Origin of the sequence: Mesorhizobium sp. M0047 (assembly GCF_040323315.1) — a bacterium.
Lineage (GTDB): Bacteria > Pseudomonadota > Alphaproteobacteria > Rhizobiales > Rhizobiaceae > Mesorhizobium.
Map to the genome: position 1 here is coordinate 234,224 of NZ_JAMYUW010000005.1, position 26,866 is coordinate 261,089.

31 protein-coding genes and 2 pseudogenes are annotated in these 26,866 nt (G+C 61.6%); 24 read left to right on the top strand and 9 right to left on the bottom strand.

What is annotated here, in order from left to right; genetic code table 11:
- Positions 1 to 13: 13 nt before the first annotated feature.
- Together NKJ89_RS07120 and NKJ89_RS07125 are read right to left on the bottom strand one after the other, a co-directional pair.
- Entirely contained in the window at positions 14 to 946 is a 933-nt protein-coding gene (locus NKJ89_RS07120) for a LysR family transcriptional regulator (protein WP_023758741.1), read from the bottom strand.
- Positions 947 to 949: 3 nt separating this feature from the next.
- Positions 950 to 1,853, bottom strand: a pseudogene (locus tag NKJ89_RS07125) (L,D-transpeptidase).
- A 52-nt stretch (positions 1,854 to 1,905) separates the two neighbouring features.
- Here NKJ89_RS07125 and NKJ89_RS07130 point away from each other — a divergent pair.
- The 6 genes from NKJ89_RS07130 to NKJ89_RS07155 all read left to right on the top strand — a co-directional run bounded on the left by NKJ89_RS07130 (position 1,906) and on the right by NKJ89_RS07155 (position 6,650).
- Positions 1,906 to 2,553: a type III secretion protein gene (locus NKJ89_RS07130; protein ID WP_352601100.1), complete on the top strand. Its 648-nt coding sequence runs from the start codon at positions 1,906 to 1,908 to the stop codon at positions 2,551 to 2,553.
- Between the two features lie 18 nt (positions 2,554 to 2,571).
- Positions 2,572 to 3,204: a hypothetical protein gene (locus tag NKJ89_RS07135; RefSeq protein ID WP_352601102.1), complete on the top strand. Its 633-nt coding sequence runs from the start codon at positions 2,572 to 2,574 to the stop codon at positions 3,202 to 3,204.
- 80 nt (positions 3,205 to 3,284) lie between these two features.
- Positions 3,285 to 4,055, top strand: a complete 771-nt coding sequence (gene sctJ / locus NKJ89_RS07140) for a type III secretion system inner membrane ring lipoprotein SctJ (protein ID WP_352601165.1) — start codon at positions 3,285 to 3,287, stop codon at positions 4,053 to 4,055.
- Positions 4,052 to 4,681: a SctK family type III secretion system sorting platform protein gene (locus tag NKJ89_RS07145; RefSeq protein ID WP_023758736.1), complete on the top strand. Its 630-nt coding sequence runs from the start codon at positions 4,052 to 4,054 to the stop codon at positions 4,679 to 4,681. Before sctJ ends, NKJ89_RS07145 begins: the two co-directional genes overlap by 4 nt.
- Positions 4,678 to 5,295 carry a type III secretion system stator protein SctL gene (gene sctL / locus NKJ89_RS07150; protein ID WP_352601104.1) on the top strand — a complete coding sequence of 206 codons (618 nt, stop codon included), beginning with the start codon at positions 4,678 to 4,680 and terminating at the stop codon, positions 5,293 to 5,295. Before NKJ89_RS07145 ends, sctL begins: the two co-directional genes overlap by 4 nt.
- Positions 5,292 to 6,650, top strand: a complete 1,359-nt coding sequence (locus NKJ89_RS07155) for a FliI/YscN family ATPase (RefSeq protein ID WP_352601106.1) — start codon at positions 5,292 to 5,294, stop codon at positions 6,648 to 6,650. The genes sctL and NKJ89_RS07155 overlap by 4 nt, the downstream gene beginning before the upstream one ends.
- Here NKJ89_RS07155 and NKJ89_RS07160 read toward each other — a convergent pair.
- On the bottom strand, positions 6,634 to 6,984 hold the full coding sequence (locus NKJ89_RS07160) for a hypothetical protein (protein WP_198032217.1): 351 nt from the start codon (positions 6,982 to 6,984) through the stop codon (positions 6,634 to 6,636). The genes NKJ89_RS07155 and NKJ89_RS07160 overlap by 17 nt on opposite strands.
- Before the next feature lie 219 nt (positions 6,985 to 7,203).
- Here NKJ89_RS07160 and sctQ point away from each other — a divergent pair, with 219 nt between their 5' ends.
- The 6 genes from sctQ to NKJ89_RS07190 all read left to right on the top strand — a co-directional run bounded on the left by sctQ (position 7,204) and on the right by NKJ89_RS07190 (position 11,453).
- Positions 7,204 to 8,262, top strand: coding sequence for a type III secretion system cytoplasmic ring protein SctQ (gene sctQ, locus NKJ89_RS07165; RefSeq protein WP_352485938.1), 1,059 nt, complete (start codon positions 7,204 to 7,206; stop codon positions 8,260 to 8,262).
- Positions 8,255 to 8,908, top strand: coding sequence for a type III secretion system export apparatus subunit SctR (gene sctR, locus NKJ89_RS07170; protein WP_352485937.1), 654 nt, complete (start codon positions 8,255 to 8,257; stop codon positions 8,906 to 8,908). Before sctQ ends, sctR begins: the two co-directional genes overlap by 8 nt.
- A gap of 16 nt (positions 8,909 to 8,924) precedes the next feature.
- Complete coding sequence (locus tag NKJ89_RS07175) at positions 8,925 to 9,194, top strand: EscS/YscS/HrcS family type III secretion system export apparatus protein (protein WP_023758730.1); 270 nt, start codon at positions 8,925 to 8,927, stop codon at positions 9,192 to 9,194.
- Between the two features lie 9 nt (positions 9,195 to 9,203).
- Entirely contained in the window at positions 9,204 to 10,019 is an 816-nt protein-coding gene (gene sctT / locus NKJ89_RS07180) for a type III secretion system export apparatus subunit SctT (RefSeq protein ID WP_023758729.1), read from the top strand.
- 170 nt (positions 10,020 to 10,189) lie between these two features.
- On the top strand, positions 10,190 to 11,038 hold the full coding sequence (locus NKJ89_RS07185) for a D-glutamate cyclase family protein (RefSeq protein ID WP_023758728.1): 849 nt from the start codon (positions 10,190 to 10,192) through the stop codon (positions 11,036 to 11,038).
- 250 nt (positions 11,039 to 11,288) lie between these two features.
- Positions 11,289 to 11,453, top strand: a complete 165-nt coding sequence (locus NKJ89_RS07190) for a hypothetical protein (RefSeq protein WP_023758727.1) — start codon at positions 11,289 to 11,291, stop codon at positions 11,451 to 11,453.
- Between the two features lie 779 nt (positions 11,454 to 12,232).
- On the opposite strand, the gene NKJ89_RS07195 is transcribed toward NKJ89_RS07190, so the two are convergent.
- Positions 12,233 to 12,424, bottom strand: a complete 192-nt coding sequence (locus NKJ89_RS07195; protein WP_352485934.1) for a hypothetical protein — start codon at positions 12,422 to 12,424, stop codon at positions 12,233 to 12,235.
- Positions 12,425 to 12,483: 59 nt separating this feature from the next.
- On the opposite strand from NKJ89_RS07195, the gene NKJ89_RS07200 reads away from it, so the two are divergent.
- The 3 genes from NKJ89_RS07200 to NKJ89_RS07210 are packed head-to-tail and all read left to right on the top strand — an operon-like array spanning position 12,484 to position 14,295.
- The gene (locus NKJ89_RS07200; protein ID WP_352601109.1) at positions 12,484 to 12,732 is read left to right on the top strand and encodes a hypothetical protein; all 249 of its coding nucleotides are present in this window, start codon (positions 12,484 to 12,486) and stop codon (positions 12,730 to 12,732) included.
- Positions 12,729 to 13,064, top strand: a complete 336-nt coding sequence (locus NKJ89_RS07205; RefSeq protein ID WP_502904095.1) for a helix-turn-helix domain-containing protein — start codon at positions 12,729 to 12,731, stop codon at positions 13,062 to 13,064. The genes NKJ89_RS07200 and NKJ89_RS07205 overlap by 4 nt, the downstream gene beginning before the upstream one ends.
- A complete protein-coding gene (locus NKJ89_RS07210) occupies positions 13,057 to 14,295 on the top strand; it encodes a type II toxin-antitoxin system HipA family toxin (RefSeq protein ID WP_352601111.1) in 1,239 nt (412 codons plus the stop codon). The genes NKJ89_RS07205 and NKJ89_RS07210 overlap by 8 nt, the downstream gene beginning before the upstream one ends.
- Before the next feature lie 31 nt (positions 14,296 to 14,326).
- Here the strand turns inward: NKJ89_RS07210 and NKJ89_RS07215 are convergent, their stop codons facing one another.
- From NKJ89_RS07215 to NKJ89_RS07225, 3 genes and pseudogenes are all read right to left on the bottom strand, one after another.
- A complete protein-coding gene (locus NKJ89_RS07215) occupies positions 14,327 to 14,485 on the bottom strand; it encodes a hypothetical protein (protein WP_352601113.1) in 159 nt (52 codons plus the stop codon).
- Complete coding sequence (locus tag NKJ89_RS07220) at positions 14,482 to 14,895, bottom strand: c-type cytochrome (protein WP_502904096.1); 414 nt, start codon at positions 14,893 to 14,895, stop codon at positions 14,482 to 14,484. The genes NKJ89_RS07215 and NKJ89_RS07220 overlap by 4 nt, the downstream gene beginning before the upstream one ends.
- A 306-nt stretch (positions 14,896 to 15,201) precedes the next feature.
- A pseudogene (locus NKJ89_RS07225) lies at positions 15,202 to 15,780 on the bottom strand (sensor histidine kinase); the annotation flags it as partial.
- A gap of 22 nt (positions 15,781 to 15,802) precedes the next feature.
- On the opposite strand from NKJ89_RS07225, the gene NKJ89_RS07230 reads away from it, so the two are divergent.
- Complete coding sequence (locus NKJ89_RS07230; RefSeq protein ID WP_352601115.1) at positions 15,803 to 15,916, top strand: hypothetical protein; 114 nt, start codon at positions 15,803 to 15,805, stop codon at positions 15,914 to 15,916.
- Between the two features lie 135 nt (positions 15,917 to 16,051).
- Here the strand turns inward: NKJ89_RS07230 and NKJ89_RS07235 are convergent, their stop codons facing one another.
- Complete coding sequence (locus tag NKJ89_RS07235; RefSeq protein WP_352601117.1) at positions 16,052 to 16,306, bottom strand: hypothetical protein; 255 nt, start codon at positions 16,304 to 16,306, stop codon at positions 16,052 to 16,054.
- Positions 16,307 to 16,542: 236 nt separating this feature from the next.
- Complete coding sequence (locus tag NKJ89_RS07240) at positions 16,543 to 17,211, bottom strand: GntR family transcriptional regulator (RefSeq protein ID WP_023758719.1); 669 nt, start codon at positions 17,209 to 17,211, stop codon at positions 16,543 to 16,545.
- A 129-nt stretch (positions 17,212 to 17,340) separates the two neighbouring features.
- Between NKJ89_RS07240 and NKJ89_RS07245 the strand changes: the two genes are divergently transcribed.
- The 8 genes from NKJ89_RS07245 to NKJ89_RS07280 all read left to right on the top strand — a co-directional run bounded on the left by NKJ89_RS07245 (position 17,341) and on the right by NKJ89_RS07280 (position 26,137).
- The gene (locus tag NKJ89_RS07245) at positions 17,341 to 17,928 is read left to right on the top strand and encodes an amino acid synthesis family protein (RefSeq protein ID WP_031260025.1); all 588 of its coding nucleotides are present in this window, start codon (positions 17,341 to 17,343) and stop codon (positions 17,926 to 17,928) included.
- On the top strand, positions 17,921 to 19,717 hold the full coding sequence (locus tag NKJ89_RS07250) for an alpha/beta fold hydrolase (RefSeq protein ID WP_352601119.1): 1,797 nt from the start codon (positions 17,921 to 17,923) through the stop codon (positions 19,715 to 19,717). The genes NKJ89_RS07245 and NKJ89_RS07250 overlap by 8 nt, the downstream gene beginning before the upstream one ends.
- A 5-nt stretch (positions 19,718 to 19,722) precedes the next feature.
- The gene (locus NKJ89_RS07255; RefSeq protein WP_352601121.1) at positions 19,723 to 20,772 is read left to right on the top strand and encodes an LLM class flavin-dependent oxidoreductase; all 1,050 of its coding nucleotides are present in this window, start codon (positions 19,723 to 19,725) and stop codon (positions 20,770 to 20,772) included.
- Positions 20,769 to 22,247 (top strand): aldehyde dehydrogenase, encoded by a 1,479-nt coding sequence (locus tag NKJ89_RS07260; RefSeq protein ID WP_352601123.1) that lies wholly within the window; start codon positions 20,769 to 20,771, stop codon positions 22,245 to 22,247. Before NKJ89_RS07255 ends, NKJ89_RS07260 begins: the two co-directional genes overlap by 4 nt.
- Before the next feature lie 82 nt (positions 22,248 to 22,329).
- Entirely contained in the window at positions 22,330 to 23,334 is a 1,005-nt protein-coding gene (locus NKJ89_RS07265; RefSeq protein WP_352601125.1) for an ABC transporter substrate-binding protein, read from the top strand.
- Between the two features lie 67 nt (positions 23,335 to 23,401).
- Positions 23,402 to 24,262 (top strand): ABC transporter permease, encoded by an 861-nt coding sequence (locus tag NKJ89_RS07270; protein WP_352601127.1) that lies wholly within the window; start codon positions 23,402 to 23,404, stop codon positions 24,260 to 24,262.
- Position 24,263: 1 nt separating this feature from the next.
- Positions 24,264 to 25,064 (top strand): ABC transporter permease, encoded by an 801-nt coding sequence (locus NKJ89_RS07275; protein ID WP_352601129.1) that lies wholly within the window; start codon positions 24,264 to 24,266, stop codon positions 25,062 to 25,064.
- The gene (locus tag NKJ89_RS07280) at positions 25,061 to 26,137 is read left to right on the top strand and encodes an ABC transporter ATP-binding protein (protein WP_352601131.1); all 1,077 of its coding nucleotides are present in this window, start codon (positions 25,061 to 25,063) and stop codon (positions 26,135 to 26,137) included. Before NKJ89_RS07275 ends, NKJ89_RS07280 begins: the two co-directional genes overlap by 4 nt.
- The last annotated feature ends 729 nt before the right edge of the window (positions 26,138 to 26,866 follow it).

Genomic DNA, 26,866 nt, shown 5'->3' on the forward strand with positions numbered 1-26,866 from the left:
CTGCCGGCCCAATCTAGCGTCCGTCAGCAGGCTGCGCCTTGCCGCTTCTCGCGGCATAGGCGTGCGCGACGCAGGCGGCCAGCTTCGCCGCCCGCTCCGCTATCGGATTGGATGGTTCGGAAGAATAGGAGGCGGTAAACCGCAGGTCGGACGGGTGCCATTCGCAGTCGACAATGCGCAATGTGCCGCTTGCGGTATAGTCCTGGACGACTTCCTCGGGGAGCGAGGCTATCCCGATACCGTTGAGAGTCATCTTGATGGAGGCGGCCAGCGAATTGGCCGGAAAGATACGCGGCGTCTTTTCCAGTTCGCTGGTGAGCTTGCGGTAAAGTTCGCTGTAGGGTCTGGTGGTGCGCGCGTAGCTGATGATCGGAAACTGCATCAGATCATTCAGCGTCAGCTTGCTTCGGTTGGCCAATTTCAATTGCGGCGAACAGACCCAGACGAGCGGAAAGGATGGCAGCTCGATGTTCTCGATGCTGTGCTCCAGAATCGGGCCCATCAGCACTGCAAGATCGAGCCTGTGGGACATGAGTTCGTTGCGAAGGGTCGTCGTCGCATCAACGACAATATCCGTATCGACAAGCGGGTAGTTTGCTTGCAATTCCTTCAGGAAATCCGGAAGCCAGGTGTGCACGATGGATTCGGCAACCCCGAGCCGAAGCACCCCTGCCGTCTCTGAAAGAGAGTTGGCCGCCAGCTGCAGCCGTTCCGCTACGCGCAGGACCCGTTGAGCAGGTGGCAGCAGCCGTTGTCCCTCGGCGGTCAGCCTGACGGTGCTGCTGTGCCGTTCGAACAGCTTGGCGCCCAGCGCTTCTTCCAGGCCGGCAATTCGGGTGGATACCGCCGGCTGCGTCGTGTTCAGGCGTTCCGCTGCCTTTCGAAAGCTTCCGAACGTGGCAACCAGGAGAAAGGTTTCGAGCTGCTTGATGTTGAAAGGGATCACGATTCAATGCCGCACAATAATCTGAGCTCCAATCTTTACGCGGTCATATAGATCGATAACGTCTTCATTGGTCATGCGGATGCATCCCGAGGAGTTGGCCTGTCCGACGGTCCATGGCTGGTTGGTGCCGCGGACGCGATAAAGCGTATTTCCGATATAAAGGGCGCGGGCGCCCAATGGGGTTTGGTCCTCCTGCGACATGAGCGGGCAGCAAGCGACCCTTGGATGCTTTCCCGGATCGCATATCGGCAGGCGGTCGCCAATCCGGCCAGTTTCTCTTGCTCGAAATCGTGTCGCGACCGGCCCACTCCAGGCCCTCCTTGCCAACCCCCACTGCATATCGCAGCGCTTTGCCGTCCCCAAGGATGTAGTAAAGACGCCGCTCCGTGGTGTTGATAACGATCGATCCCTTCGGTTGAGCCTCGCTGAAGTTCACGACTTGCCTTGGGATCGCTAACCGCTCCGGCAGCATTCCTTCGTCCGACGTCTGGTCGGGAGCGGAAGGGGAGACCAGCACATTTCTCGCCTGATCGTAAGTCCAGCATCTAGGGTCATAAGCGCTGTTCGATTGGGCCTGCGCTGAAGCCATGGCGGCAACCAGCGTGGCAGCAACCAAGGCTGCCGCTGCCAGTCTCCGGCTGAGACGTGGGCCGAACAGGATACTGCCTCCCGCTATGCTAGCGGGAGCGAACGCGTTCGCGAGCAGGGCCCTGTTTGCCACCACCGACACCTTTCTGCATCCAGGCGTTGAACAGGGGATCACACACGGGTCCCGCCTGATTCCAGCGCGCACCATATCGCTTTGCTCACTGTTCGCAACATTTGGCACCGAACTAGCATCGGCAATCCAATTGGACTTCCAATTTCGCAGTGCGCACGATACAGTGAACCCGGCGGGCAAAACCATGAAGCGAGCGATGCGGGTCACCACTCGTGGGTCGCTTGCAATAGGACAAAAGTTGACGGGACGCGGTATTTGCCATGCGGATCGGTTGTCGGGAGCCAGGGCTGCCTTTGCCGCCTGTGGCCTTGCCGTGGTCCTGGCGCTCGGCTTTGGCTCGCAGCACGCATACGCTGCCGAACCGCGATGGCCACCTGGCCCTTACAAATACATCACGGTCGACCAGTCGGTGGCAGACGCGCTGGTCGAGTTTGGCCGCAACATGCGAGTGCCGATGCGCGTCAGCAAGCTTGTAAAAGGACGCCTGAGCGCCGGCATGCCGGCGGGGACGGCCCACGAGTTTCTGGAACAGATTTGCAATCGATACGGGCTGGTCTGGCATTTCGACGGCATCGTCATGAACGTTGCGACCGAAGCCGAAATCCAGACGGAAATGATCCCGCTTGATGCAAACACGGCTGCCGGTGCGGAAGATCGGCTTTCGCGGCTGGGCGTCATCGATCCGAGGTTTCCGGTAAAGGTTTCCAAGCAAGACGATGTCGTCTCGGTATCGGGGCCACCCTCCTACATCGAACTGGTCAGGAAAACGCTCGGAGTTCCCGCGGCAACGGGCACGAAGCCGGAGCCGGGCAAGGTTGTTTCGGTCCGCGTTTTCCGCGGAAGGCAGGTGGAGGCGTATGACGTCCCCTCCGCCGAGAAGAACTAGGGAACGGGAGGCAGGTTCATGCAGATCGCACCGATTGGAGCCTTGGAGGCTACGCTTGCAAACTTGACCACCAGCATAAGCTCACAACAGCAGATCACCGCTGGCGCCGCGGCGCAGCCTGGCAATCGAATGGCCAGTGCCAAGCAGGAAAAGCACGACGCCGTGAGGGTCAACACGCCTGAGCGCGGTGATGTCGCCACACGGGAAGGTCAGCAGGTGGCACAAGCGTCGTCCGGTGCCAATCCGGCAATGGCTGGGCAATCCTCCAAGCCGGAAAGGACGGAAGCGATCGTCGAACGCCAACTCTTCGACTATCTGGCCGAGGCAGAGAAGGCAGGGGGCGGGGCGTTCACGGATCCGTCGGCCCTGTTCGGGTCGGCCGTTCGGTCGTTGGACGGAACCATGCAGCAGGTCCAGAAAGCCCTGGGCCAGACGAACGCCCCGGTGAGCGCCGATGCAGCTACGGTGCAGGATGCCGCCGGCAAGACGGCCCCGTCAGGCAAGGAAGCCGAAAATTCCCCGGCAAAGAATGCCGAGCAACTTCTCGAACGGTCCATTTCGGTGATGTGGGCAGCCGCCAATCTCGAGGTGGTGACGAGCAGCGTGACGGCCGTCACGTCGTCCACCAGCACGCTGATCAAACAACAGTGAATGCCGCGGGGTGTTTCGTGCCGACGCTAACCTTGCCGTGGCGGTCAACGCTATTGAATCGATGCGGCGCCCGGTGGCGCGTGGCGTTGATTGTTATCGGCATGCTTGCGTTGCAGGCGTGCTCGGAGGAGCTCTATTCCAACCTCAACCAGCGGCAGGCCAACGAGATCGTGGCCACGTTGATGCGTCATGGGATTCCTGCCCAACGCGAGACCGCTAAAGATGGGAAAATGACGGTTTCCGTGCAGAAAAATCGGTTCGCCGACGCAATGGCGATTCTGGATGAAAGCGGATTGCCCAAACAGGAATTCCAGACGCTGGGCGACGTGTTCAAGAGAGGTGGGCTGGTGTCCTCGCCGGTGGAAGAGCGGGCGGCGATGATCTATGGCCTGAGCCAGGAGCTGTCGCAGACGATCTCGGATATCGACGGCGTGCTTTCCGCGCGCGTCCATCTTGTCCTGCCCGAAAACGATCCGCTGAGACAGCAGCTGGTGCCGTCGTCCGCCTCCGTCTTCATCCGGCATCGCGCATCGGTTCCGATGAATGAGCTGATCCCACAGGTCAAGATGCTGGTGGCCAAGGGTATCGCCGGACTGACCTATGACAATGTTTCCGTCACCCTCATTCCGGTAACGGCGGCGGCCCCCGAGCAGGGAACCGGCGAGGCGGGCTTCACGACGTTCCTCGGCCTTTGGTTGCATCCGGACAGCGTCGTCGCCGCGATGTGGCTGTTCTACGGCATGGCGGCGGCCATACTCGCGCTGGCTGCCCGGCTGGCCTACCTCCAGTGGTACCGACAGCCCGGCGTCTATGCGCTCGATGCTTCGGCAATGTCTGTGAAAAAGACATGACCGAGACCGGCTCGAAGCAAACCGCCAGCCCGGAATGGCAGGCATTCGTATCCAACCCCGCATCCTATGTGGATGCGGCCAGGCTCGCGGAATGCCTTGACGGCACGATCGGCGAGGCTGCCTGCGAGCGCATGCTGCAGTCGCGACGCCTGCATGAACGATTATCGGAGCTTCTGGTGGAGCGTCATAAGCTGTCTTCAGCAGTCGAAGAGCCGGCCGACGAGGTTGATCGAGCGATCGCCTTGTCCTCCGGCGAGGAGCTGGAGGAACTTGCGCTTCGCGCCGGCGCGATCTACTGGGCCGGCAGTCTGGCCGCTGTCATTGTTGGACGCGAAGCGGCCGCGTGGCAGGCAGCGCTTGGCGCGGATCTCTGCGCTTTCGCGGTCGCCAACCGAGATCTGGCCGGTCCGATGCAGCGGTTGGAACCCCTGGAGGACATTTACGGCCGTGTCTATGCCCACGGCCTGAGTTGCCTTGGCGCCTGGTGTCAGGCGATGCCTGGCGATACGAGCATGCGGGTGCGCCTCAAGCTGGTGCCGCACGAGCTTGTCGATCAGACGGCAGGCGAACCCTTTGCCGAGACCGGTCCCGCGATTGTTCGACGAGCGATGAGCTCGGCGGGATGATCGAACCGGGCAAAGCGACCGATGCCGTGCCGGGGCGCCCTTTCGCCCGGATCCTGCGCGCCGCCGAGGTGCGCGCCCTGCAGGATGGGCATGCCTTTCTCGATGAAGCAAGGCGCGATGCGCAGCAGTTGCGTGATGCCGCTCGGCGAGCCTATGCGGCTGAATATGCGCAGGGCTATGAAGACGGCAAGGCGCAAGGCGATGCGGACGCCACACGCTTGATCAGCGAGACGGCGGTCAAGGTGGACCACTATTTTGGCGGGCTGGAAGCCGAAGTCATCAGCCTGACCCTCGATGTCGTCAGGCGAATGCTTGGAGAATTCGACGTCAGCACGCTTGTCGCGAAGGCGGCAAGGCAGGCTGTGATTGAAATTCGCCGCGCCAAATATCTGAAAGTCCGAGTTCATCCCGCTTCCGTCGACATGGTTCGCGATGAGCTGGACGCTGTCTTGCGCGAGAGTGATCTGGGCATGACGGTCGAGATCGACGCGGATGACGCATTGGCAACCGGCGCCTGCATCGTTTCGACCGACTTTGCCGTCGTCGATGCGAGCATCGACGCGCAGCTCCAAGCCATAGCTGCCGCGATTGCGTCAAAGGCGGAGGTTCCATGAAAGAGCCCGCTATTGATATCGAAAGCCGTCTGGCGTCCCTCATTCCGAACCTGCGCTCCGCCCTCCGCAACGATGCCAGCCGGCCCAGGAAAGGGCGTGTACGGCGGGTCACCGGCACGATCATCCATGCGACCGTCGAGGAGGCCCGGATCGGCGAGATATGCGAACTGGTCGACCCCATGACCGGCAAGACGACCAAGGCGGAAGTCGTCGGCCTCATGGACGAAATGGCGATCCTTGTTCCGCTTGGCGATCTGAGCGGTCTTTCAAGCCTGACGGAGGTCGTCGCGACCGGAAAGGACCAGCGTGTGCCCGTCGGTCCCGGGCTTCTCGGCCGGGTGATCAGCGCGCTCGGCGAGCCCTTGGACGGCAAGCCGCTTTCGCAGGATGGCATGACCGGCAGTTATCCGGTCAATGCCTATCCGCCATCTCCGCTGGAGCGCAGCTTGATTTCCGAGCCGATCCAGCTCGGAATCCGCGTCCTCGACGGGCTGCTCACCTGCGCGCGCGGGCAGCGCGTCGGCATCTTCGGCGAACCTGGCGTCGGCAAGTCGATCCTGCTTTCCGACATCGTTAGAGGCACCGATGCCGATGTTGCCGTGGTCGCCCTTGTTGGAGAGCGCGGACGTGAAGTGCGTGAGTTCCTCGAACATCAGCTTGGACCGGAAGGGCGGCAGCGGGCAATCGTCGTCGTCGCGACCTCCGACCGGCCTGCCATCGAGCGCGTCAAGGCCGCCTATGTGGCGACCAGCATTGCCGAATATTTTCGCGACCAGGGTAAGCATGTGCTGCTTACGATGGACAACATAACGCGGTTTGCCCGTGCGCAGCGCGAGATTGGCCTGGCCTCGGGCGAGCCATCGACGCGTCGCGGCTTTCCATCTTCGCTTTTCGCGGTCTTGCCCCGCCTGCTCGAGCGCTCAGGCCCCGGCCGCGTCGGTTCCATCACAAGCCTCTACAGCGTTCTATTGGAAGGCGACGGCACGCTGGATCCTGTCGCCGAGGAAATTCAGGCGCTCCTCGATGGCCACGTCTTCCTGTCGAACGAACTCGCGCAGCGGAACCATTTCCCGGCCATCGACGTCCTGCGCAGCCGAAGCCGCCTCATGGATGCGGTTGTACCGCCGGCCCATCGGTCTGACGCCAGCCGCCTGCGTGAGTTGCTTGCCCGCTACGCCGACATCGAACTTCTCCTGCGGGTCGGTGAATACGAAAAGGGAAGCGATGCCGTCGCGGACGAGGCGGTGGCGAAGATCGATGCCATCAACGCCTTTCTGCGTCAGGCGTCCGCTACACACGAGAGCATCGACAAGACGCGCCAACTCATGCGGGAAATCGTCAATGAAAGATCGTGACATGATCGCTCGATTGGGCGACCTCAGACGCCGCCGGGAAGAACGCGCCAAGGAAGGCGTGATCAGAAGGCACGCCGCTGCGCATCGGGCCGCGAAGGAGGTTCAGGCGGCAGCCGCTGCGGTCACCGAACACCTCCGGCGCACGGTTGACGCAGAAGAGGCAGCGTTCGGTTCGCTGGTTGGGCAGCCGGTAAAGGCTGCCAGCTTCCATCGGCTTCAGGGACGGTTCGAAATCGCCGCCAGAAAAACCGAGCAGTTGCGCGAAAACGAGAAGATTGCCGGCGCCGCCGAGGAGCGACGGAAAGAGGAGTTGTCGGCAGCCCGCAATGATCATCGTGCGAGCCTGAAGGCGGTGACGAAGCTGGATGGCCTGTTGGAGCATCTGACCAAACGCAGCGCGCGCCGTCGCCTCGCTCTTTCCGAGCTTGTCGAGGAAGAGGAACGCGATCCGCCGCGCTTGCCAACAGAACGATAGCCCATCCGTGATCGTGGATATGGAAGTGTAATGCCTCAGGCCCTGGCGTCGGCAAAAACGAAAGCGCGCGGAAAACCGGTGAAACGCTCAGCAGGACTGCCGGGCGTCGGCGAACGGCTGACACTGGAATCCGTCGCGGCCGCGGAAGTCGGGGCATTGAACGCCTTCTACCGCCGCCGCGCCCCAGCGCAGATCACCATCGCGGGGAAGGCAATGACGATTGCTGCCGTCTGGCCGGCGGCGAACCCTGCGGACCAGCGGCTGTGCACGATTGCGTTCACCGTCGCAGGCAAGGTCGCCAAATTGCGCCTGCCGCTTTCTGTGGTCGAACGAGCCTTCGCCAAGGCGGACGAGCTGGTCGACATGAAACGACTGGCGCCCACTCACGCCGCACTGCTGCTGGAATCCGCATTCGAAGAGGACCTCGAAAGGATTGAGAGCAAGCTGGGTGAGAGGATCGCGCTCACCTCGGTTGAACGAAGAGATACGGTTTCGGAGCAAATCCCCCTCGCTTTTGTCATGGCCGGCAACGACGAAACGATAGACTGCGTGTTGAACACGACGGACGCCGGCCTGGCGGTTCGGATCGGCCGCCTTCTCGACGAGATCGGCAAAGCGAGGCCGCCGATTCCGGCCGAATTCCCACTGTCGGTGTGCCTTCGACGTGGCGCGCTGACGATCACCCTTGGCGAGCTTCAAAGCCTGCAGCCTGGCGATGTGGTGCTTTTCAGGGATGCGGAGGAAGAACGCATGGCGGCACTCATCATTGCCGAGCGTCTTTATGCGCCGGTGACCTTGACTGCCGGTGGCCCGCAATTGCTTGCCGCGCCGTCTGCAATCGCTGGATCGAATTGGGAGTGGACCATGAACCAGAACACGCCGCCGCCAGCCGGCCAGACATTGGAAGAGTCGACTCTGGACGAGTTGCCGGTCGCGCTTGCCTTCGAGATCGGCCGCACGGCAATGCCTCTTGGGGACGTAAGGCAGCTTGCGCCCGGCGCTATCATTGCGCTCACCGATGTAACGCAGGAGACTGTCGACATCATCGCCAACGGCAAGCGTGTCGGTCGTGGCGAGATCGTGCGGATTGGGGAAAACCTGGGCGTGCGGATCGTCCGTATGTTCGACAATGCTTGAGAATTCGCCCAACCTCCTTGGGATTCTGATCGCTGTAGGCTTCGTCGGGTTGCTGCCGCTGGCCGTCGTCACGATGACGGGCTTCCTGAAAATTTCGGTCGTGCTGTTTCTTGTCCGCAACGCGCTTGGCGTCCAGCAGATGCCGCCCAATCTGGTGCTCTACGGAATAGCGCTTGTGCTTACGGTCTATGTCACCACGCCGTTGCTGAGCGAGATGTCGGGCCGGCTTCAGGAAGGACAAGTTCAGTTCCAGACTACGGACGACCTTGCCAGGGCGGCACAAATGGTCAGGGAACCATTGCAGCGACATCTGATGAAATTCACCCAGCCGGAAGAACGGCAGTTCTTTCTCGATGGCACAAGCCGCCTGTGGCCGGAACAGGCGCGGCAGAATCTCAAGGATGACGATCTCTCGATCCTTGTTCCCGCCTTCGTCGCATCCGAGCTTACCCGCGCCTTCGAGATCGGCTTCCTGCTTTATCTTCCTTTCCTCATCATCGATATCGTTGTTGCGAACGTCCTGATGACGCTCGGCATGATCATGGTCTCGCCGGTTCTCATTTCGATCCCGCTGAAACTGTTCCTTTTCGTCGCCATTGATGGCTGGTCGCGGCTGATGCATGGCCTCATCCTGAGTTACGTCTGACACCGCTGGGGTTCCCATGAGCAATGACTTCATCCTGGCGAAGGTCCAAAGCGCGCTTCTGACGGTGCTGCTCGCGTCCAGTCCGGCGATCATCGCGGCGCTGGCTGTCGGCATCCTTGTCGGCCTTGCCCAGGCGCTGACGCAGATTCAGGACCAATCGCTGCCGCAGACGATCAAGCTCGTGGTGATCCTGTTGGTCATCATCGTCTTCGGTCCGCTGCTTGGCCAGCAGATCGCGGAGCAGGCCTCGACGGCGCTGGACGAATTCCCCGTCGTCACGCGCTGAGGCACGCGGATGCCGGTCGAACCACTCTTCGCGTCGGTCAAAGAGCTTCAGTTCTATCTTCTGGCAGGGGCTTTCGCGCTCGCACGCCTGACCGGTTTCATGCTCCTGATGCCGCTCTTTTCACGCGTGCCGCTATCCGGCCTTCTGCGCAACGGGGTGGCCCTGGCGTTGGCGGTTCCGGTCTTTCCGATGATCATGACCAAACTGACGAACACCGATATCACGACAACGATGATCGTTCTGTACATGCTCAAGGAGGTCGTTGTCGGGGTGACGCTCGGGCTGGCAATGGGCATACCGTTCTGGGCGGCGGAGGCTGCGGGCGATATCCTGGACCTGCAGCGCGGTTCCACGATGGGGACCCTGATCGATCCGATGATGACCCATGAGACGAGTGCCACCGGCACCTTGCTCGCCGTCATCATGGTGACGATCTATCTGGCAGCCGGTGGCCTGCAGCTCTCCCTGACGAGCCTCTACGACAGCTACGGCCTTTGGCCGATCGACCAACTTCTGCCTGTGTTCAGCAAGGATGCTGCCTGGATATTTCTCGATCTGCTGAATCGCATCCTGGTGATGGCGTTGACCCTTGTGTTCCCGGTCGTTGTCAGCATGCTCTTGTCCGACATTGTGCTGGCTTTCCTGGCGCGCGCCTCGCCGCACCTGAATGTCTTTGCGCTCTCGCTGGTCGTCAAGACGCTGGTGTTCAGCCTCGTACTTGTCCTCTACGCGGCTTTCCTGCTCTTCTACATGAACCGGGACCTGGCCTTTCTGCACGAAGCAGCCCGACAGATAGAAGCGATCGGCTGCCGCAGCTGCCAATGAGAGCGAAAGATTTATGAGCAGAGGCTAATAATAACAGAGGCCTCTGTTGGTCGACCAATAAATACAATTTATCGACGAGGAAAGATTCTGATAATTTGACAGGCGGCCGACCCGTCGATGATCTTACGCCTTCTCGACGTGTCTCTGAAACATGCACATCCTCGGAATCCATGGCTCGCCAGACCACTTCATTGATCTACGAGGACTTGCGACTGGTCGATGCAGATAGGCTGCGCAGACTGGTTAGAACGGGCGCCTATGATGGGCATACGGGAGGGCTTGCGCGCGGCAAATTGCAGGCCAACGTTGTGATTGTGCCCCGCAGCTTTGCCGGAGATTTCCATCAGTTTTGCGTCCGCAATCCGAAACCCTGTCCTTTGGTGGCCGTGAGTCGTGCCGGCAGTCCATTGCTCCCCGCCTTGGGTGACATCGATATCCGCACCGATGCGCCCCAGTACAACATCTATTGGTTTGGGGAGATGATCCGTCGGAAAACCGACATCATCGATTTGTGGCGGGATGACTTTGCCGCTTTTGCGCTAGGCAGTTCGCTTACCGTCGAGGCAGCACTTGCCGAAAAGGGCGTGAAACTCCGTCGCATCGACGTCGGAAAAACTTCTCCAAAGTTTAGAACCAGGATCGAGACCTTCCAAGTCGGATCGTTTGGTGGCGAAATGGTCGTCTCCATGCGCCCGATAAGACAATGCGACGTCGACAAGGTTCGCGCCCTTACCGCAGGTTTCCCGCATGCGCACGGCTCCCCCATCCATGTCGGGGAGCCGGTGACCATCGGGATACGAGATTTGATGGCTCCCGACTGGGGCGATGCGGTCGAAATCAGGGAAGGGGAGGTCCCTGTATTCTGGGCCAGCAGCCTGACCGCTCAAGACGCTCTTGCGCGTGCCGAACTCGCGATCTCGATCACGGTGTCGCCGGGCCATATGCTGATCACCGACGTGGATGCACAAGCCGTTAGAGCAGTCAGTGTTCGGACGGACTTGAGAACCAGGGCCTGCTGAGGATGCTGTTCGACATATCGACAGTGTCGGCCGGAGGCTAGATTGATTGCCGACGGTGGTGCCACGCTGGCAGCAAGCCTCGGCAAAGCTGCATCCAGCTCAGTAAAGGTAATTTCAAGCGCTTCGGCTTCGTCCATCGTTTTCCTCGCCAATACACCATGCGCCACCCCCATCGGAGCGGCAACTTGCATTCAGCATCCGGTGGAACAATCCGCCCTTCGCCGGGTTTCTCCCGCCGAAGGAGACCTTCATGATCCGTTGGCTTGTCAGAATCGGCGCACTCTATGTTGCGTATAAATTCGGTGAAGAAGTCGGGCGCGCTCAGGCTCGAGTTGATTTGCGCCTACGACCGCAGCCCGATTATGAGAGCACCCCGACCGCCCGTAACGAAGAGGAGTTCGGCGAGCCGATCTGATTGTCATTCGCCGGCCGTAGGTCGGGTCGGAGTTTCCATAGATCCGCCCAACCGAGGCGACACACCTGCACAGTGCCGTCGCTAAGCGCGACGGTGTGGGGAAGTGGTCATGTTATGTCTTTGGGGAAATGGGCGCGATATGGCGGATATCGGAACGCCCCCTATCCCCTAGAAAGCGGTGGATAAAAGTCCGCGCCGCCCAAATAGTTCTTGCTAATTTTTCTTTTTCGGCGCCAGCGTCTGCTGGGGCTTACTGAAGGCGAAATGCTAAACCGCGTAGCTTCCACCACATCTAATTTGCGCCATTTTAACTTTATTGTTCCCGACGACGTCATTGACGCTGTCGAGGGATATCTCTGCTTTTGTGCCGCCGGACGCATCGTTTCTACCTTTTCGGCAGTTCAAGCAGTGCGAGACAAAGTCCTAGACTGCGAGCTTTCCGACGAGCAGATTGAGTGTTACGCTGTATTGGCTGCGGTCGATGAAGGCCTAGCCGTCCACTTCGATCGGCGAGGACGACAACCGGATCCCTACTCGAGTTTGAGTAGGTGTCACTGGCATCTGGTGCCGATCTGGAAAACCAAGGTGCGGTTGCGAGTTGCCCACGTGTCATTTCGCCGGCCGAACGTAGTCGGTCCTGTCGGCCGTACCCCTCCGCTCATTATCATTGGCAGAACGCAAGCCAGGCCGCAGCGAATAGAATTCCTTCCATGAAACGCGCCTGCCGCGGAATGGTTCGGCGCTCTCTGTAGTGCTGATGACGCTCGTTGGTGCAAGGTTCATGCTGCTTTAACACTGTCGCGCAGTGATGGGATAATCTCGCCATCGCCCACATCCACCATCACGACGAACGACAGGTTTTCGTTGTCGTCCTGCCTGTAGGTGACGCCAACCACCTCAACCGACGCGCCGTCGTTGTCTTCTGCCTGAAAAGCGGCGATCGGCATCATCACAATGCCGAGGCCCGCCATGCTCCAGATGCTGGCCCGTGTTCGCTGAGTTCGAGACGGCCATTCGCTCGGAGAGGCTGTTGGATGGGATTGCCAAGGCCAAGGCCATCGGCACCAAGTTCGGTCGCAAGGTCAAGGCAACCCCGGAGCGGATCTTCACCATGCGCGCCGATGGCGAGACCGGCCCTGAGGCGATGCGGGATCAGCGCTCACCTAAGGTCATGATCCCCAAACAGTTCATTTATATGACAAATGATCTACAAACAGATCAACCCCTTGACATTGACAGCACAAAAGATACTTATGCGTATCAAACTAGCTTTGAATGAAACTCATAGGTATCGCCATGCCATCGGAATATGCGGGCCTGCTTGAAATAGGTCACCTGCTGAAGCAGGCGCGGCTTACCGCGTCGCTGACGCAGGAGCAGGTCGCCGATATGGCCGGCATATCGCGTCCCCGATATCGCGACATCGAAACGGGCGCAGCCGCGGCACGTGCGACCACCCTGATGAACATCACCCGCGCCCTAGGCCTGGAGATGATGCTGATCCCACAGTCCATGGTTCCTGCCGTCAAGTCCTTGCTGCGACCGCATGACGACGATCTCCCCGCCTTTGTTTCCCAACCCGACGAGGATGATCGTCCCCCGAATGTTTAAAGCACCCAAGGCCATCCTTGACGTGCTGCTGAACGATCTGAAGGTCGGAACGATCGTCAGGACGCCAGGCGATTTCAATGCGTTCAATTTCGACGACGCCTATCGAGCGACCGGGGGCTTTCCCGTCCTCAGCCTTTCTTTCCGCGCGGCGGCAGGAGGATTGCGGAAGGATCCAAAGCCTCTTGCCGGGGCCTTACCTGCATTCTTCGCCAACCTTCTTCCAGAAGACAAACTGCGCGAAGCGATGGAGAAACACCACGCAGGCAATGTGCGCGCAGGAAACGATTTTGATCTGCTGGCCGCGCTGGGTGCGGATCTTCCCGGCGCCGTGCGTGTCTTGCCGACCGATGGCACGACGGCAGTTGCCGAGGATGCCTCAAAGGATAGGCCAAAAGCCCGGTTCTCGCTCGCGGGCGTACAGATGAAACTCTCTGTGATCAAGAACACCGGCAAGGGAGGTGGGTTGACCTTGCCTATGGGCGACGAGCAAGGCCAGTACATCGCCAAATTTCCATCGTCGGCGTTCCCCGGCGTCTCTGAAAATGAGTTTGCCAACCTAGCGCTGGCGGCGGCGATCGGCATGGACGTGCCCGAGCGCGAGCTTGTCGAGAAGTCCGATTTCGAGGGAATTCCCGAGGAGTTCGACACGCTGTCGGACGGCAAGGTTCTCCTCGTCAAACGCTTCGATCGCGTCGTTGGTCGTGAGCGCGTCCATATCGAGGATTTCGCGCAGGTTTTCGGTGTCTATCCCTCGCGCAAATATGAGGGCGCCGCATATCATGACATTGCCTCAGCCCTGAGCGCGGCCGTCTCGCCGACGGCCGCGCTCGAATTCGTGCGCCGTCTGGCGCTGACGGTCATCACCGGCAACGGCGACATGCACCTCAAAAACTGGTCGCTGATCTACCGGGGCCCTGGCGACAAGCCAGAGCTTGCGCCAATTTATGACGTCCTGTCGACCGTGCCCTATATTCCCGCCGACTCGATGGCGCTCTCGCTCGGCGGCGAACGCTCCTTCAAGGCGCTCGCTGCCCCGCGATGGAAGGCGTTCGCCAACCGTGCAAGGCTGCCAGAGCCGGCCGTGCTGAGGAGGGTGATCAAGGTCGTCGAGCGCGTCAACGATCATTGGTGGAGCCTTCCGGAACGGGCCGTTATTCCGGAGAAGGTGCTCGAGCGGATTGATGAGCATGTGAAAACGATGACCCCGATACTCGGCACCTGCGCCGCATAAGGAGGGGAATCGCGGCGATGGGATGGCTCCCCTACTTGCGCAGATCGATTTCGGAAATGAAGGCCTCGCCGATATGTAGCCTGGGGCTGTAGCGGCCGATGTAGGTCGTCGTGCGCTCCTTGGCCGCCCACATGTTACCGTCCACCTCCTGGATCGGCTCCTCGACCAAGGGAGATTGGATTGATATCATCCAGTAAAAAACCAGTATGCCGTCATTCTCTGATGATCCGAGAGACCAACAAGCGGTCCAGGAACCCGGATGCCTTCGAACGCGACGTTCGCGAGCGCGATCGCCGCGCGCTGGGCGGCATTGGAAACGCCGACAGTCATTTGGGTGCCAGGCACCATCTGACGCGGCGCTGTGAGGAAGGTGTCGAGCGACGAACTGTCCCAGACGATGTTCGACTCTCGCAACGCGGCTGAATAGCGTGCTCCCTCGATGCTGCCGGCCAGGCGGCCGATGACGCCAGACAGATGCGGACCGGCCCTGTTCTGGCCAGGCTCCATACTGTGGCACGCCCCGCAGCGCTGCCGGAACAGCCGCTCGCCGTCGGCCTGCTGCGCGGAAGCGGCGGCAGGCAACAGCAGGCCGGCGGCCAACAGCGTAACCAGGGATGCGCGCGCTCGCATGATGGACGTCGCCAGGGATGCGGTTGCAACTCCAGCGGACATGAGGGGGTTGCGTGTCGTGGCTTGTGAATGGTTCATCGGATGGCCTCTGCGAAATGTTGAGGGGAGGAGTTTTGCTGCGGGCCGGAGGCTTCCGGCAGGACCAGCCGCTCGACAGCAACAGCGGTGGCTGGGCAGGGAGGGAGAGGATGCAGGTGATGACTTGTCCTTCGTTGCGACGGCGATGATCCAATCGTGGCGGCAGCGCGGCAGTCCTGATCGCGGGACGGGCTTCGGTCAGACCGGCAACGATCGTAGTCCGGTCGGAGGGTTCGTCTCAGGCACCGGCGCCGGGGCAAGGTGCTTGGCCATGTCGATGAGCGGCAGCCTGATGACAGCGCGAAGGCCCCCGCTCCGGTTCTCCAGCACGATATCGCCGCCGTGGTGACGGGCGATGGCGCGGGCGATTGATAGGCCGAGCCCGACGCCGCCGGTCTCCCGGTTGCGCGACTGCTCCATGCGGAAGAAGGGAGCGAACACCTGTTCCATGTTGCCTGGCGGAATGCCGGGTCCTGCGTCCTCGACCACGATGTCCAGACTGTCGGCACTCCGGACCAGGCTCACCCTTGCCTGTTCGCCGTAGCGGACGGCATTCTCGACGAGGTTGCGGATCGCCCTGCGCAGGGAGTCTGGCCGGCCGCGGTACAGCACCTTGGGTCCATCGCTGACGGTGATGTCTTGGCCGAGCTCAGCGAGATCGTCGCAGAGGCTGCCGACCAGCGCCGAAAGATCGACGGTTCGCGTCTCCTCTACCGTGGCGTCCTCGCGCGCGAATGCGAGCGCCGCTTCCGTCATCGTCTGGATCTCCTCGATGGTCAACTGCTTCGACCATGGCGATATGACCTCGATCTGGGGTGGGTACAAGCAGACGGGCAACGGGCGCGACAAGTGCCTTGAGGCGCTATCACAGTACACGCAGACAAAGTCGGTGTGGGTGAATCTCGGCGGCTGATACCTTGGAAGGCCGTCGAGCCCTGCGGGCCCCGGCGGCTCTCTTCTCGCCTCGCGTTGATGTGGCATCCTTCCAATCGCGCGAGGTCGCATTCGCCGGAAATCGGCAACAGGGCGAGCGACCGGGAATGGAATACTACAGTGATGTTTCTTCTGGAGAGAGGGCGGGTCGCGGCCTGGATGCTAGGTCAATAGCTTCAGCTTCGCCAATTCCCGTCATACACAGCAGCCGAATTACCGTTTCCTGGGTGACGGAGGTGGTTAGCTCCTCCTTCGCGAAAGCAAGGCTCACGCCCACAATGGCAAAAGTCGCCATTTTCCAGGTGAGTTTTGCGTCTTCCCTTGCCGGTGGAAGTCGCCTGGTTCGACCACCCAACTTGACGAGCGTCATGCGGCGAGATCATGCTGACGAACAGAGAGACTTTGACTGTCTCCTCCATTTTCTTCCGCTCCTAGGACGTTGTCGGTCATGACGCGAGCGACCGCGACGCCGAGGCTTGCGCAAGGGAAACAGCTTCCGCGGACGGGCCTACCAAAAAAATTTAGTGAAAGGCGCGGACGTGCGCACCCGGAGTCGCCCCCCGAGGACAGCCTTGCCGATTCGACAGAGGCAGCGTCAGGAGAAAATCAGTTGGGACGCAAGGACAGCCGCGCGATGTTCCAAGCCTGCTCGACATGGTGCCGGGCGGCGGCTTGCGCCTTGTCGGCCTCACGTGCCCTTATCGCGTTCATGATATCTTCCATCTCGGCGATCGCGGGACCGCGCCGGTTGGCCGAGGCGATCGTCATTGATCGCAATTGATTGATGCGCACGTTCAATCCTTGCACGATTTCCCAGGCGATCAGCTTGCCTGCGGCAACAAACAAATTCTCGTAAAAGCGCGATGTTGCCCGCATCACCTCGACGGGGATGCTTGAGGCCCATGCCTTGAGCAGGTCCTCATACGCGCGTTCGAGACCTTCAATCTGTTCGCTGGTTGCGGTGAGGGCGCAGGCACGCGCCGCGATCCCCTCAAGCAAGGCACGCAACTCATAGATCTCCTCCGTACGGTTGAGGTCGGGTCGCGCTACCGCCGGCCCGTGCCCTGGAATCATCTGGACAAGGCCCTCGGTCTCCAACTGACGCAGCACTTCTCGAACCACGGAACGACTGACGCCGAGTTGGTCGCAAAGCGGCCGTTCGACAAGCCTTTCACCTGGCTGGAACCGAAAATCCATGATCGCCTCGCGCATGCGTTCCAGCGCCAGGGTCCGAAGCGTTTTTGTCGAGCGCTCGATGCGAAGTGTATCGTCCATGGATTGGTCCTTTCACGAATGACGAAACCAGATTCGAATGCCTGTTGACAAGGCGCTTTGGCCGATAATAGTATGGTATACCATATTATGGAATGTGAGTTCAACCTGGTCAGTTTCCAGAGGACCTCTATGAGCCCTGCTATTCGGAAGATAGTGACCCATGTCGAGACCACTCTGATCGAGGGTGGCAAGGCGGCACCCAGGCCCCTGCGCCTAATAGGCGTCGCTGCTGTCTTGGACAACCCGTGGGCAGGCAAGGGGTTTACCGATGACCTTTCGCCCGCGATACGGGCCTATGCGCCGGTGCTTGGCGAGTTGCTTACCCGTGAGATTCTTGCCGTCGCCGGTTCCGGCGAGGCGATCGAGGGCTACGGCAAGGCTGCCATCTGCGGCACCTCAGGCGAGATCGAACACGCCTCGGCGCTGATCCACACCCTGCATTTCGGCAACCACTATCGCCGTGCCGTTGGCGCCAAGACCTATCTCGCCTTCACCAATCTGCGTGGCGGGCCGAACACGCCAATCATGATCCCGCTGATGGACAAGAACGACGAAGGCCGCCGCTCCCACTATCTGACCGTGCATTTCCAGATCGGCGACGCGCCGGCGCCGGACGAACTGGTGGTGGCGCTCGGCGCTTCCATTGGCGGACGTCCGCACCACCGCATCGGCGACCGCTATCAGGATCTGAAGGAGGTCGGTGATCTGCATGGCTGACGCCGCCGCCCTTGCATGGGTCCGGGACACGGCTCCGGACGGAACCGGCTTCATCCGTGCCGGCTCCGGCGCGCCGGTTCTGCTCATCCACGGCGTCGGCATGAATGCCGGGATCTGGCAGGCGCAGATCGAGCTGATGCAGGATCGCCGCGAGCTGATCGCCATCGATATGCTCGGCCATGGAGATTCGCCGCTGCCGCCGGAAAACTCCAACCTGTCCGACTTTGCCGACCAGGCGATCGGCTTGCTCGATCACCTCGGTCTCGCCTCTGTTTCGATCGTCGGCCACTCCATGGGGGCGCTGGTCGCTCTCGAAATCGCCCTTCGCGCACCGTCGCGTGTCGACTCCGTCATCTGCCTCAACGGCGTGTTCCGTCGTCCTGAGGCATTGGCGCAGGCGGTGCGCGAACGCGCGGCAGCACTCGGCTCTCATGGCGATCCTTCGGCCATCGCCGCAACGCTTGCCCGCTGGTTCGGCGACCCGCTGCCGGCCACCCTTGCCAGTGCAGCCGCAACGGCACGCACGGCGCTTGAAGGCGTCAGCGCTCAGGGCTACGCGCGCACCTATCGCCTGTTTGCCCGCGCCGATACCGAGCATGTCGACCGCCTGGCCGAGCTCGCAGCGCCGGCACTGTTCATGACCGGATCGGAAGACAGGAATTCCACGCCGGCCATGTCGGCGGCGATGGCCCGACTGGCACCGCACGGGCAATGTCTCGTTCTCAGCGGCGAAAGACACATGATGACAATCGCTTCGCCGGAAAAAGTGACTCAACACATGATGGCGTTTCTCGATGCGGAGAAAGACGCTGCCATTAGGCCGGAGACGGCTGCTGCATTTGACGCCGGCGAATTCAGGCGGGCGCTCGGCTCGTTCCTGACCGGTGTCACCATCGTCACCACGGTCAGTGCGGAGGGCGAGCCACGCGGCTTCACCGCCAACTCCTTCACCTCGGTCTCGCTCGATCCGCCGCTGGTGCTTGTGTGCATCGCCAAGAAGGCGTTGGGGCACAGCGCCTTTTCGACCTCAAGAGGTTTCGCCATCAACATCCTGTCGGAGAGCCAGAAGGCAGAATCCGGCATCTTCGCCTCCAAGGCCGCCGATAAATTCGCTTCTGTTGCCTGGCAGTCCGGGCAAACCGGCAATCCGCTGATCGACGGTTCCGTCGCCGTATTCGATTGCGGCATGGAGCAACTGGTCGACGCAGGTGACCATTCGATCCTGATCGGCCGCGTTCGCGACTTCACCCACAATGGCGCGCAGCCGCTTGGCTATTGCCGCGGCACCTATGTCACACCCGGCCTCAGCCAGGAGGCGCTGGCGGCAGCACCTCATGGGACCGAAGTTGGTGCCATTCTCGAGAATGAAGGCCGCGTGCTGTTCTTCGAAACACCGGGCGGTTTCCACGAATTGCCGGCGGGTCGCGGGCTGGGCTCGCCGAAGGACGCTCGCAGCCTCAAGGGATGCCTCGCCGCCAAGGCTGTCGACGCACAGCTCGGCTTCCTGTTTGCGGTGTGGGACGACGCGGCCGATCCGTCGCGCTCACACGTCTACTACCGGGGAACGGTTACCGCACCCAATCCCAGCGATCGCCAGACGCGGCTTGTCGAGATCGACGATATCGCCGATCTGAAGATCGCCGATCCGGCGGTTCGTTCCATGCTGACCCGCTATATCAGTGAACGCACGGAAGATGCTTTCGGTGTCTATGTCGGCAACGAGGTCGAAGGCGAAGTCCGGCCGCTCGCCAGGGCCGCGTCTTTCCAAGCTCTTACTGGTCGCAGGTGATGCCAATGAAATTTTCGCTGTTCGTCCACATGGAGCGCTCGGATCTGGCGAAGCCGCATTCCGAGCTTGTTGCCGAACTGGAGGAACTTGTCGTGCTGGCCGACAAGGCCGGCTTCGAGACCGCCTGGATCGGTGAGCATCACGGGATGGAATTCACCATCTCGCCCAACCCTTTCATCAACATCGCCTATTTGGGCGCCAAGACGAGCACGATCCGGCTCGGCACCGGAACCATCGTCGCGCCGTTTTGGCACCCGATCAAGCTTGCAGGCGAAGCGGCGATGGCCGACGTCATCACCGGCGGCCGGCTCGACATCGGCATTGCACGCGGCGCCTATGCATACGAATACCAGCGGCTTTTCCCCGGGCTCGAAGCCTGGGGCGCGGGTCAGCGCATGCGCGAAATGGTGCCGGCGATCCGTGGCCTGTGGGATGGCGATTTCGAACTCTCCGGCGAATTCTGGTCGTTCCCGTCGACCACCTCGTCGCCCAAACCGCTGCAAAAGCCTTATCCGCCGATCTGGGTGGCGGCGCGTGACCCCAATTCGCACGACTTTGCGGTGGCCAATAAATGCAATGTCCAGGTGACGCCGCTCGCCTCCGGCGATGGCGAAGTGGTGAGCCTGATGGAGCGCTTCAACACGGCCTGTGCTGCTCATCCCGAAATAGCGCGACCCGAGATCATGCTCTTGATGCACACATTCGTCGCCGAGGACGCAGCCGACGCCGAGCGTCTGACGCAGGACCTGTCGCAGTTCTATTGCCAGTTCGGCGCTTGGTTCCAGAACAAGAAGCCGGTGCGCCAGGGCGTGCTGGAAGAACTGACGGAGGGCGAGATTGCGGCCATGCCGCAATATGCACCGGACAAGATCCGGCAGCATCTTGTGATCGGCGAGGCAGACGAAGTGATCGCCAGGCTGAAGGCCTATGAGGCGCTCGGTTACGACCAGTATTCGATCTGGATCGACAGCGGCCTTTCGCATGAGCGCAAGAAGAAATCGCTGCAGCTGTTCATCGACAAAGTGATGCCGGCCTTCCAGGGACCGCGCGCGTGACGAGCACCGGCGAATTCAGGAACTACATAGACGGCCAGTTCGTGGAGGCCGCCTCGACCTTCGACAGCATCGACCCGTCGACCGCCACAACATGGGCAAAAATGCCCGCGGCTTCAGCCGCCGATGTCGACCGCGCCGTCGCGGCCGCACATCGGGCACTGCACTCCGGCCCATGGGCAGCGATGACCGCAACGGCGCGCGGCAAGCTTCTGGTGCGGCTCGGCGATCTGGTTGTCGCCAATGCCGACCGGCTGGCGGAACTCGAGACGCGCGACACCGGCAAGATCATCCGCGAGACGCGCGCCCAGATCGCCTATGTCGGCGACTACTACCGCTATTATGGCGGGCTGGCCGACAAGCACGAAGGCTCATTTGTCCCGATCGACAAGGCCGACATGGAAGTGACCATCCGACCCGAGCCGATCGGCGTCGTCGCGGCGGTCGTGCCGTGGAATTCGCAACTCTTCCTGTCCGCCGTCAAGCTCGGCCCGGCCTTGGCGGCCGGCTGCACTGTCGTCCTCAAGGCTTCGGAGGATGGCCCCGCCCCACTGCTGGCCTTTGCCGAACTCGTGCACGAGGCGGGCTTTCCCGCCGGCAGCGTGAACATCCTGACCGGCTTCGGCCATGATTGCGGCCACCGCCTGACCAGCCATCCGCTCATCGCCCGCGTTGCCTTCACAGGTGGTCCGGCAACCGCCCGCCAGATCGTCAGGAACACCGCGGAAAACCTTGCCTCCACGACGCTCGAACTGGGCGGCAAAAGCCCCGTCGTGGTGTTTGCCGATGCCGATCTCGACAGCGCCGCCAACGCGGTCGTCGCCGGTATCTTCGCCGCCACCGGCCAGAGCTGCGTCGCCGGCTCGCGCCTGCTGGTCGAGCGTTCAGTGAAGGACGAGTTCCTCGCCCGGCTCAAGCACAAGGCCGAGGCGATCCGGATCGGCGACCCGCAGGATCCCGAAACGGAAATGGGGCCGCTTGCCACATCGCGGCAGCGCGAATGGATCGAGAAGACCGTCGCCGAAAGCCTCACCAGTGGCGGCCGGCTGGTCACCGGCGGCAAGCGCCCCGAGGGCAAGGCGGACGGCTTCTACTACGCGCCGACGATCATCGAGGCATCAGACCAGAACCTTGCCTGCGTGCGCGAAGAGCTGTTCGGTCCGGTGCTGAGCGCGCTTGCCTTCGACAGCGAGGCTGAAGCGCTGTCGCTTGCCAACGACACCAGGTTCGGCCTCGCTTCCGGCGTGTTCACCACCAATCTCGCGAAAGCCCATCGCATGGCGCGCGGCATCCACGCCGGTGTGGTCTGGATCAACACCTATCGCGCCGTCTCGCCGCTGGTTCCGTTCGGCGGCTATGGCCAGTCAGGCCTTGGCCGCGAAGGCGGCATGGACGCGATCCGCGACTACACGCGTTCGAAATCGGTGTGGATACGCACCTCCGACGACCCAATTCCCGATCCTTTTGTCATGCGGTAGCCGCCGCGGACGGGGATTCGCGATCAAGGCGAAAACGCCGATCGCGAACAGCCAACAACGAAAACAAACAGAGGAGAACGACATGAAACTGATTTTCACCGGCATTCTTGCCGGACTGCTTGCAACGACGGCCGCCAAGGCCGAGGAAATGGTCTTCACCAGCTGGGGCGGAACAACCCAGGAAGCGCAGACCAAATCGTGGGCCGAGCCCTTCACCGCCGCATCCGGCATCAAGGTCCTGCAGGACGGGCCGACCGACTACGGCAAGCTGAAGGCCATGGTCGACGCCGGTAGCGTCAACTGGGATGTCGTCGACGTCGAGATGGATTTCGCCATCAAGGCGGCCAAGGACGGCCTACTGGAGCCGATCGATTTCGCCGCTGTGCCGAAGGCCGATCTCGATCCGCGCTTCACCACCGACCATGCCGTCGGCAGCTTCTACTATTCCTTCGTGCTCGCCTGGAACAAGGGCGCGGTGTCAGGCGAACCGGCCGGCTGGGCCGACATGTTCGACACCAAGAAATTCCCGGGCAAGCGCACCTTCTACAAATGGTCGGCGCCCGGCGTCATCGAGATCGCCTTGCTCGCCGACGGCGTTCCCTCCGACAAGCTATATCCGCTCGATCTCGACCGCGCCTTCAAGAAACTCGACACCATCAAGTCTGACATCGTCTGGTGGAGCGGCGGCGCCGAGTCGCAGCAGCTGATCGCTTCCGGTGAGGCGGCGTTCGGCCAGCTGTGGAACGGCCGCGTCTTTGCGCTTCAGCATGACGAAGCCGATGTCGGTGTGTCCTGGAATCAGAACCTGACGGCAGCCGACGTCCTGGTGGTGCCGAAAGGCGCCAAGAACAAGGATGCGGCGATGAAGTTCCTGGCTGCGGCAAGCAGCCCGGCCGGCCAGGCGAAATTTGCCGCATCCAGCGGCTATGCGCCTGTTAACACCAAGGCCAAGGCCGAAATGGCGGCGGACGTCGTGAAGTCGCTGCCGGATGCCCATGTCGACGGGCAGATCAACCTCGACATGAACTACTGGGCCGAGCACCGCGACGAGATCGCCACGCGCTGGTATGCCTGGCAGGCGAAATAAGCCTGCCTCTTGAACAGCACGAGACGAGGCGGCCAGCACCATCTCGTCCCATAGCCGGATCACTGCCATGTCGGTCGAAACACGCCAGAGCCTACCAGGATTCCGCATGCCGGCAGGCTTCAACAGCCTGCTGCCGGCGCTGGTCCTGATCGTGCTGTTCTTCGTCGTGCCGGTCTTGGCCCTGCTCTTGCGCAGTGTCACCGAGCCCGAACCCGGCCTGCAGAACTACGCAACGCTGCTGGGTGACGGCACCTATGCCAGGGTGTTCTTCAACACCTTCCTCGTCGCGGCGGTGGTCACCGCCGTTACCGTCGTCGTCGCCTTTCCAGTCGCCTGGATGCTGGCGATCATGCCCTCCGCGCTGGCCTCGATCATCTTCGGCGTCATCATCCTGTCGATGTGGACCAATCTGCTCACCCGCACATATGCCTGGATGGTGCTGCTGCAGCGCACCGGCGTCATCAACCGAGCGCTGCTCGCCATCGGCATCATCGACCAGCCGCTGCCGCTCATCAACAATCTCACCGGCGTGACCATCGGCATGGTCTACATCATGCTGCCGTTCATGATCCTGCCGCTGGTCGGCACCTTGCGGGCCATCGACCCGATGACGTTGCGTGCCGCAGCATTGTGCGGCGCCAGCCCCATCCAGGCATTCCGTCGCATCCTGCTGCCGCTGTCGCTGCCCGGCCTCGCCGCTGGCGGCCTGATGGTGTTCGTCATGTCGCTCGGCTATTTCGTCACCCCGGCACTGCTCGGCGGCACATCGAACATGATGCTGGCCGAAATGATCGCGCAGATGATCCAGTCGCTGCTCAATTGGGGGTTGGGCAGCGCCGCCGCCTTCATCCTGCTCGTCGTCACCATGGCGCTCTACGCATTGCAGCTGCGCCTTGTCGGCGCCAGGCGCATGACGGGAGGCATCTGAGATGCTGCTCGACTACGACCGCATGGGTTGGTTGAAAATTGCGCTGCTCGGCTTCACCGCCCTGGTCGCCGCTTTCTTGCTCCTGCCGGTGGTTTTCATTGTTCTGCTGTCGTTCGGCTCGTCGCGCTGGCTGGCCTTTCCGCCACCTGGCTGGACGCTGAAATGGTACCAGGAGCTGTTCGCCGACCCATCCTGGCTGGAGGCGGCGCTGACCAGCGCCCGCATCGCCACGATGACGGCGATCCTTGCCGTGATGATCGGCCTGCTCGCCTCCTTTGCCCTGGTTCGCGGCCAGTTTCGCGGCCGCGAAATCCTTCGCGGTCTGCTGCTGACGCCGATGGTGTTGCCGGTCGTGGTGTTCGCCATCGCAATCTACGCCTTCTTCCTGCGCCTCGGTCTCGGCGGTACCAGCATCGGCTTCGTCATCGCCCACACGGTGCTGGCGCTGCCCTTCGCCATCATCCCGATCGCCACCGCACTTGAAGGCTTCGACAAATCGATCGAGGACGCGGCCATCGTCTGCGGCGCCAGCCCGTTCGAGGCCAGGCTCAGGATAACCTTGCCATCGATCCGGATCGGCATCTTTTCCGCCGCGATCTTTTCCTTTCTCGCCTCCTGGGACGAGGTCGTGGTGGCGATCTTCATGGCTAGCCCCTCCTTGCAAACCCTGCCGGTCAAGATCTGGGGCAGTCTGCGCTCGGATCTGAGCCCGGTCATCGCCGCCGCCTCCAGCCTGCTGGTCGGGCTGACGCTTGCCCTGATGGTGGTGACGGCGCTGCTGCAGCGAAAGGTCAAGACATGACCCAGCCCTTCCTCTCCATCCGCAAATTGCACAAAGCGTTCGGCGCGTTCACCGCCGTGCACGACGTCACCCTTGAGATTCCCAGGGGCGAATTCCTGACCTTTCTCGGGCCGTCGGGTTCGGGAAAATCAACGACGCTCTATGCCATCGCCGGCTTCCAGGATCCGAGCTCCGGCGATGTCCAACTGGAAGGCAAATCCTTGCTGGCGATACCCTCGCACAAGCGCAGCATCGGCATGGTCTTCCAGCGGTACACGCTGTTTCCGCATCTGACGGTGGCCGAGAACATCGCGTTTCCGCTTCGGGTGCGCCGCCGACCTGATGCCGAGGTGAAGAAGAAGGTCGCCGACATGCTGACCCTGGTGCGGCTGGAAAGCTTCGCCGCGCGCTTGCCCGGCGCACTGTCGGGCGGCCAGCAGCAGCGCGTGGCGCTGGCCCGGGCACTGGCCTACGATCCGCCGATCCTTTTGATGGACGAGCCATTGTCGGCGCTCGACAAGAAACTGCGCGAGGAGATCCAGGCCGAGATCCGCCGCATCCACCGCGAGACCGGCGTTACCATCCTCTATGTCACGCATGACCAGGAGGAAGCGCTGCACCTCTCGGATCGGATCGCGCTCTTCAGGGACGGTCGCATCGAGCAGACCGGCACCGGCGAGGACCTGTATCTCAGACCGGCCACCGACTTCGTCGCCGGCTTCATCGGCAATTCGAATTTCCTCACCGCCGAACATCTCGAAACCGCCAATGGCGCGGCAACGATCCGGCTGGCGGACGGTTCAGTCGTCTCCGGCGTGAGCGTCAACAGGACCTTCGACAAGGGGCAAAAAACCAGGCTGATGATCCGGCCGGAAGCGTTTGGCATGGAACGAAAGCCGGCGAGCGCGGAACTCGCTGTCGAGATCGTCGATGTCGCCTTCTATGGCGAACGACGGCGCATCGTCGCGCGCACGGCCACTGGACAGGAGATCGACATCAGGCCGACCTCCGCCGCCATGCGGTCGCAGGATCTGACGCCCTGCAGCCGTCAAGTCTTTTTCGATCCGGCGGCGGCATTCCTGTTTTCCGCATAACTGCCCGATCGAGAAAGCTCCTGCCAATGATCCTCCCGCCGCTCGCCGACGCGCCCCTCTTTCAACACCGGTGCCTTGTCGACGGCGAATTTGTCCGCACGCCGTGCGACCTCAGTCGAAAATCCGGCTGACGGCGCGCTGATCGCGCATGTTCCCCGCTTAGGGATCAAAGCGCAAGGCCGATTACCAAGCCGGAGAGGGGCGCCGCTGATCTCTTAGAGCGCCGTGATAGCAGTGTCCTAAGATTGCCTGGTGGCTTCGCGACCGAGTGCACGCTTCCCATGGGAGTCGCGGGCGAGCCTGATACAAGCCGGAAGGCCTTGAACGGTCAAAAAATGTGCTCTTCTCAAATGTAGCCGACGTGCTTTTTGAGAGAGATTTCTCTTTCGCAAACTACGAATCCGTGGTTGCACAGGACGATGTGGTCAACGAAGCGTTTTCATTTAATGTCATGTGGCGGTGATGTAGAAATGTCGCTCGCTCTGCAAAGTAGAAATGTCGCATCCTACGTTTGCGAGGGGCAGGGTCCAGCAAGTTAGAAATGCGACAGTGACGCGCTTCCTGGCGCTGACACAAGCGCCCGATCGGGCGTCAGCTGGTCGGGGTTGCGCAGCCCGGTCGGGCGCGTTTCAAGCTTAGCGCCTCGGCTTTAGATCCCATGAGGAGTGAACGGCGGCCGGCGCTCTGTCAGGGTGAGGCTGCATCGAACCACTCACTCAACAGGAGATC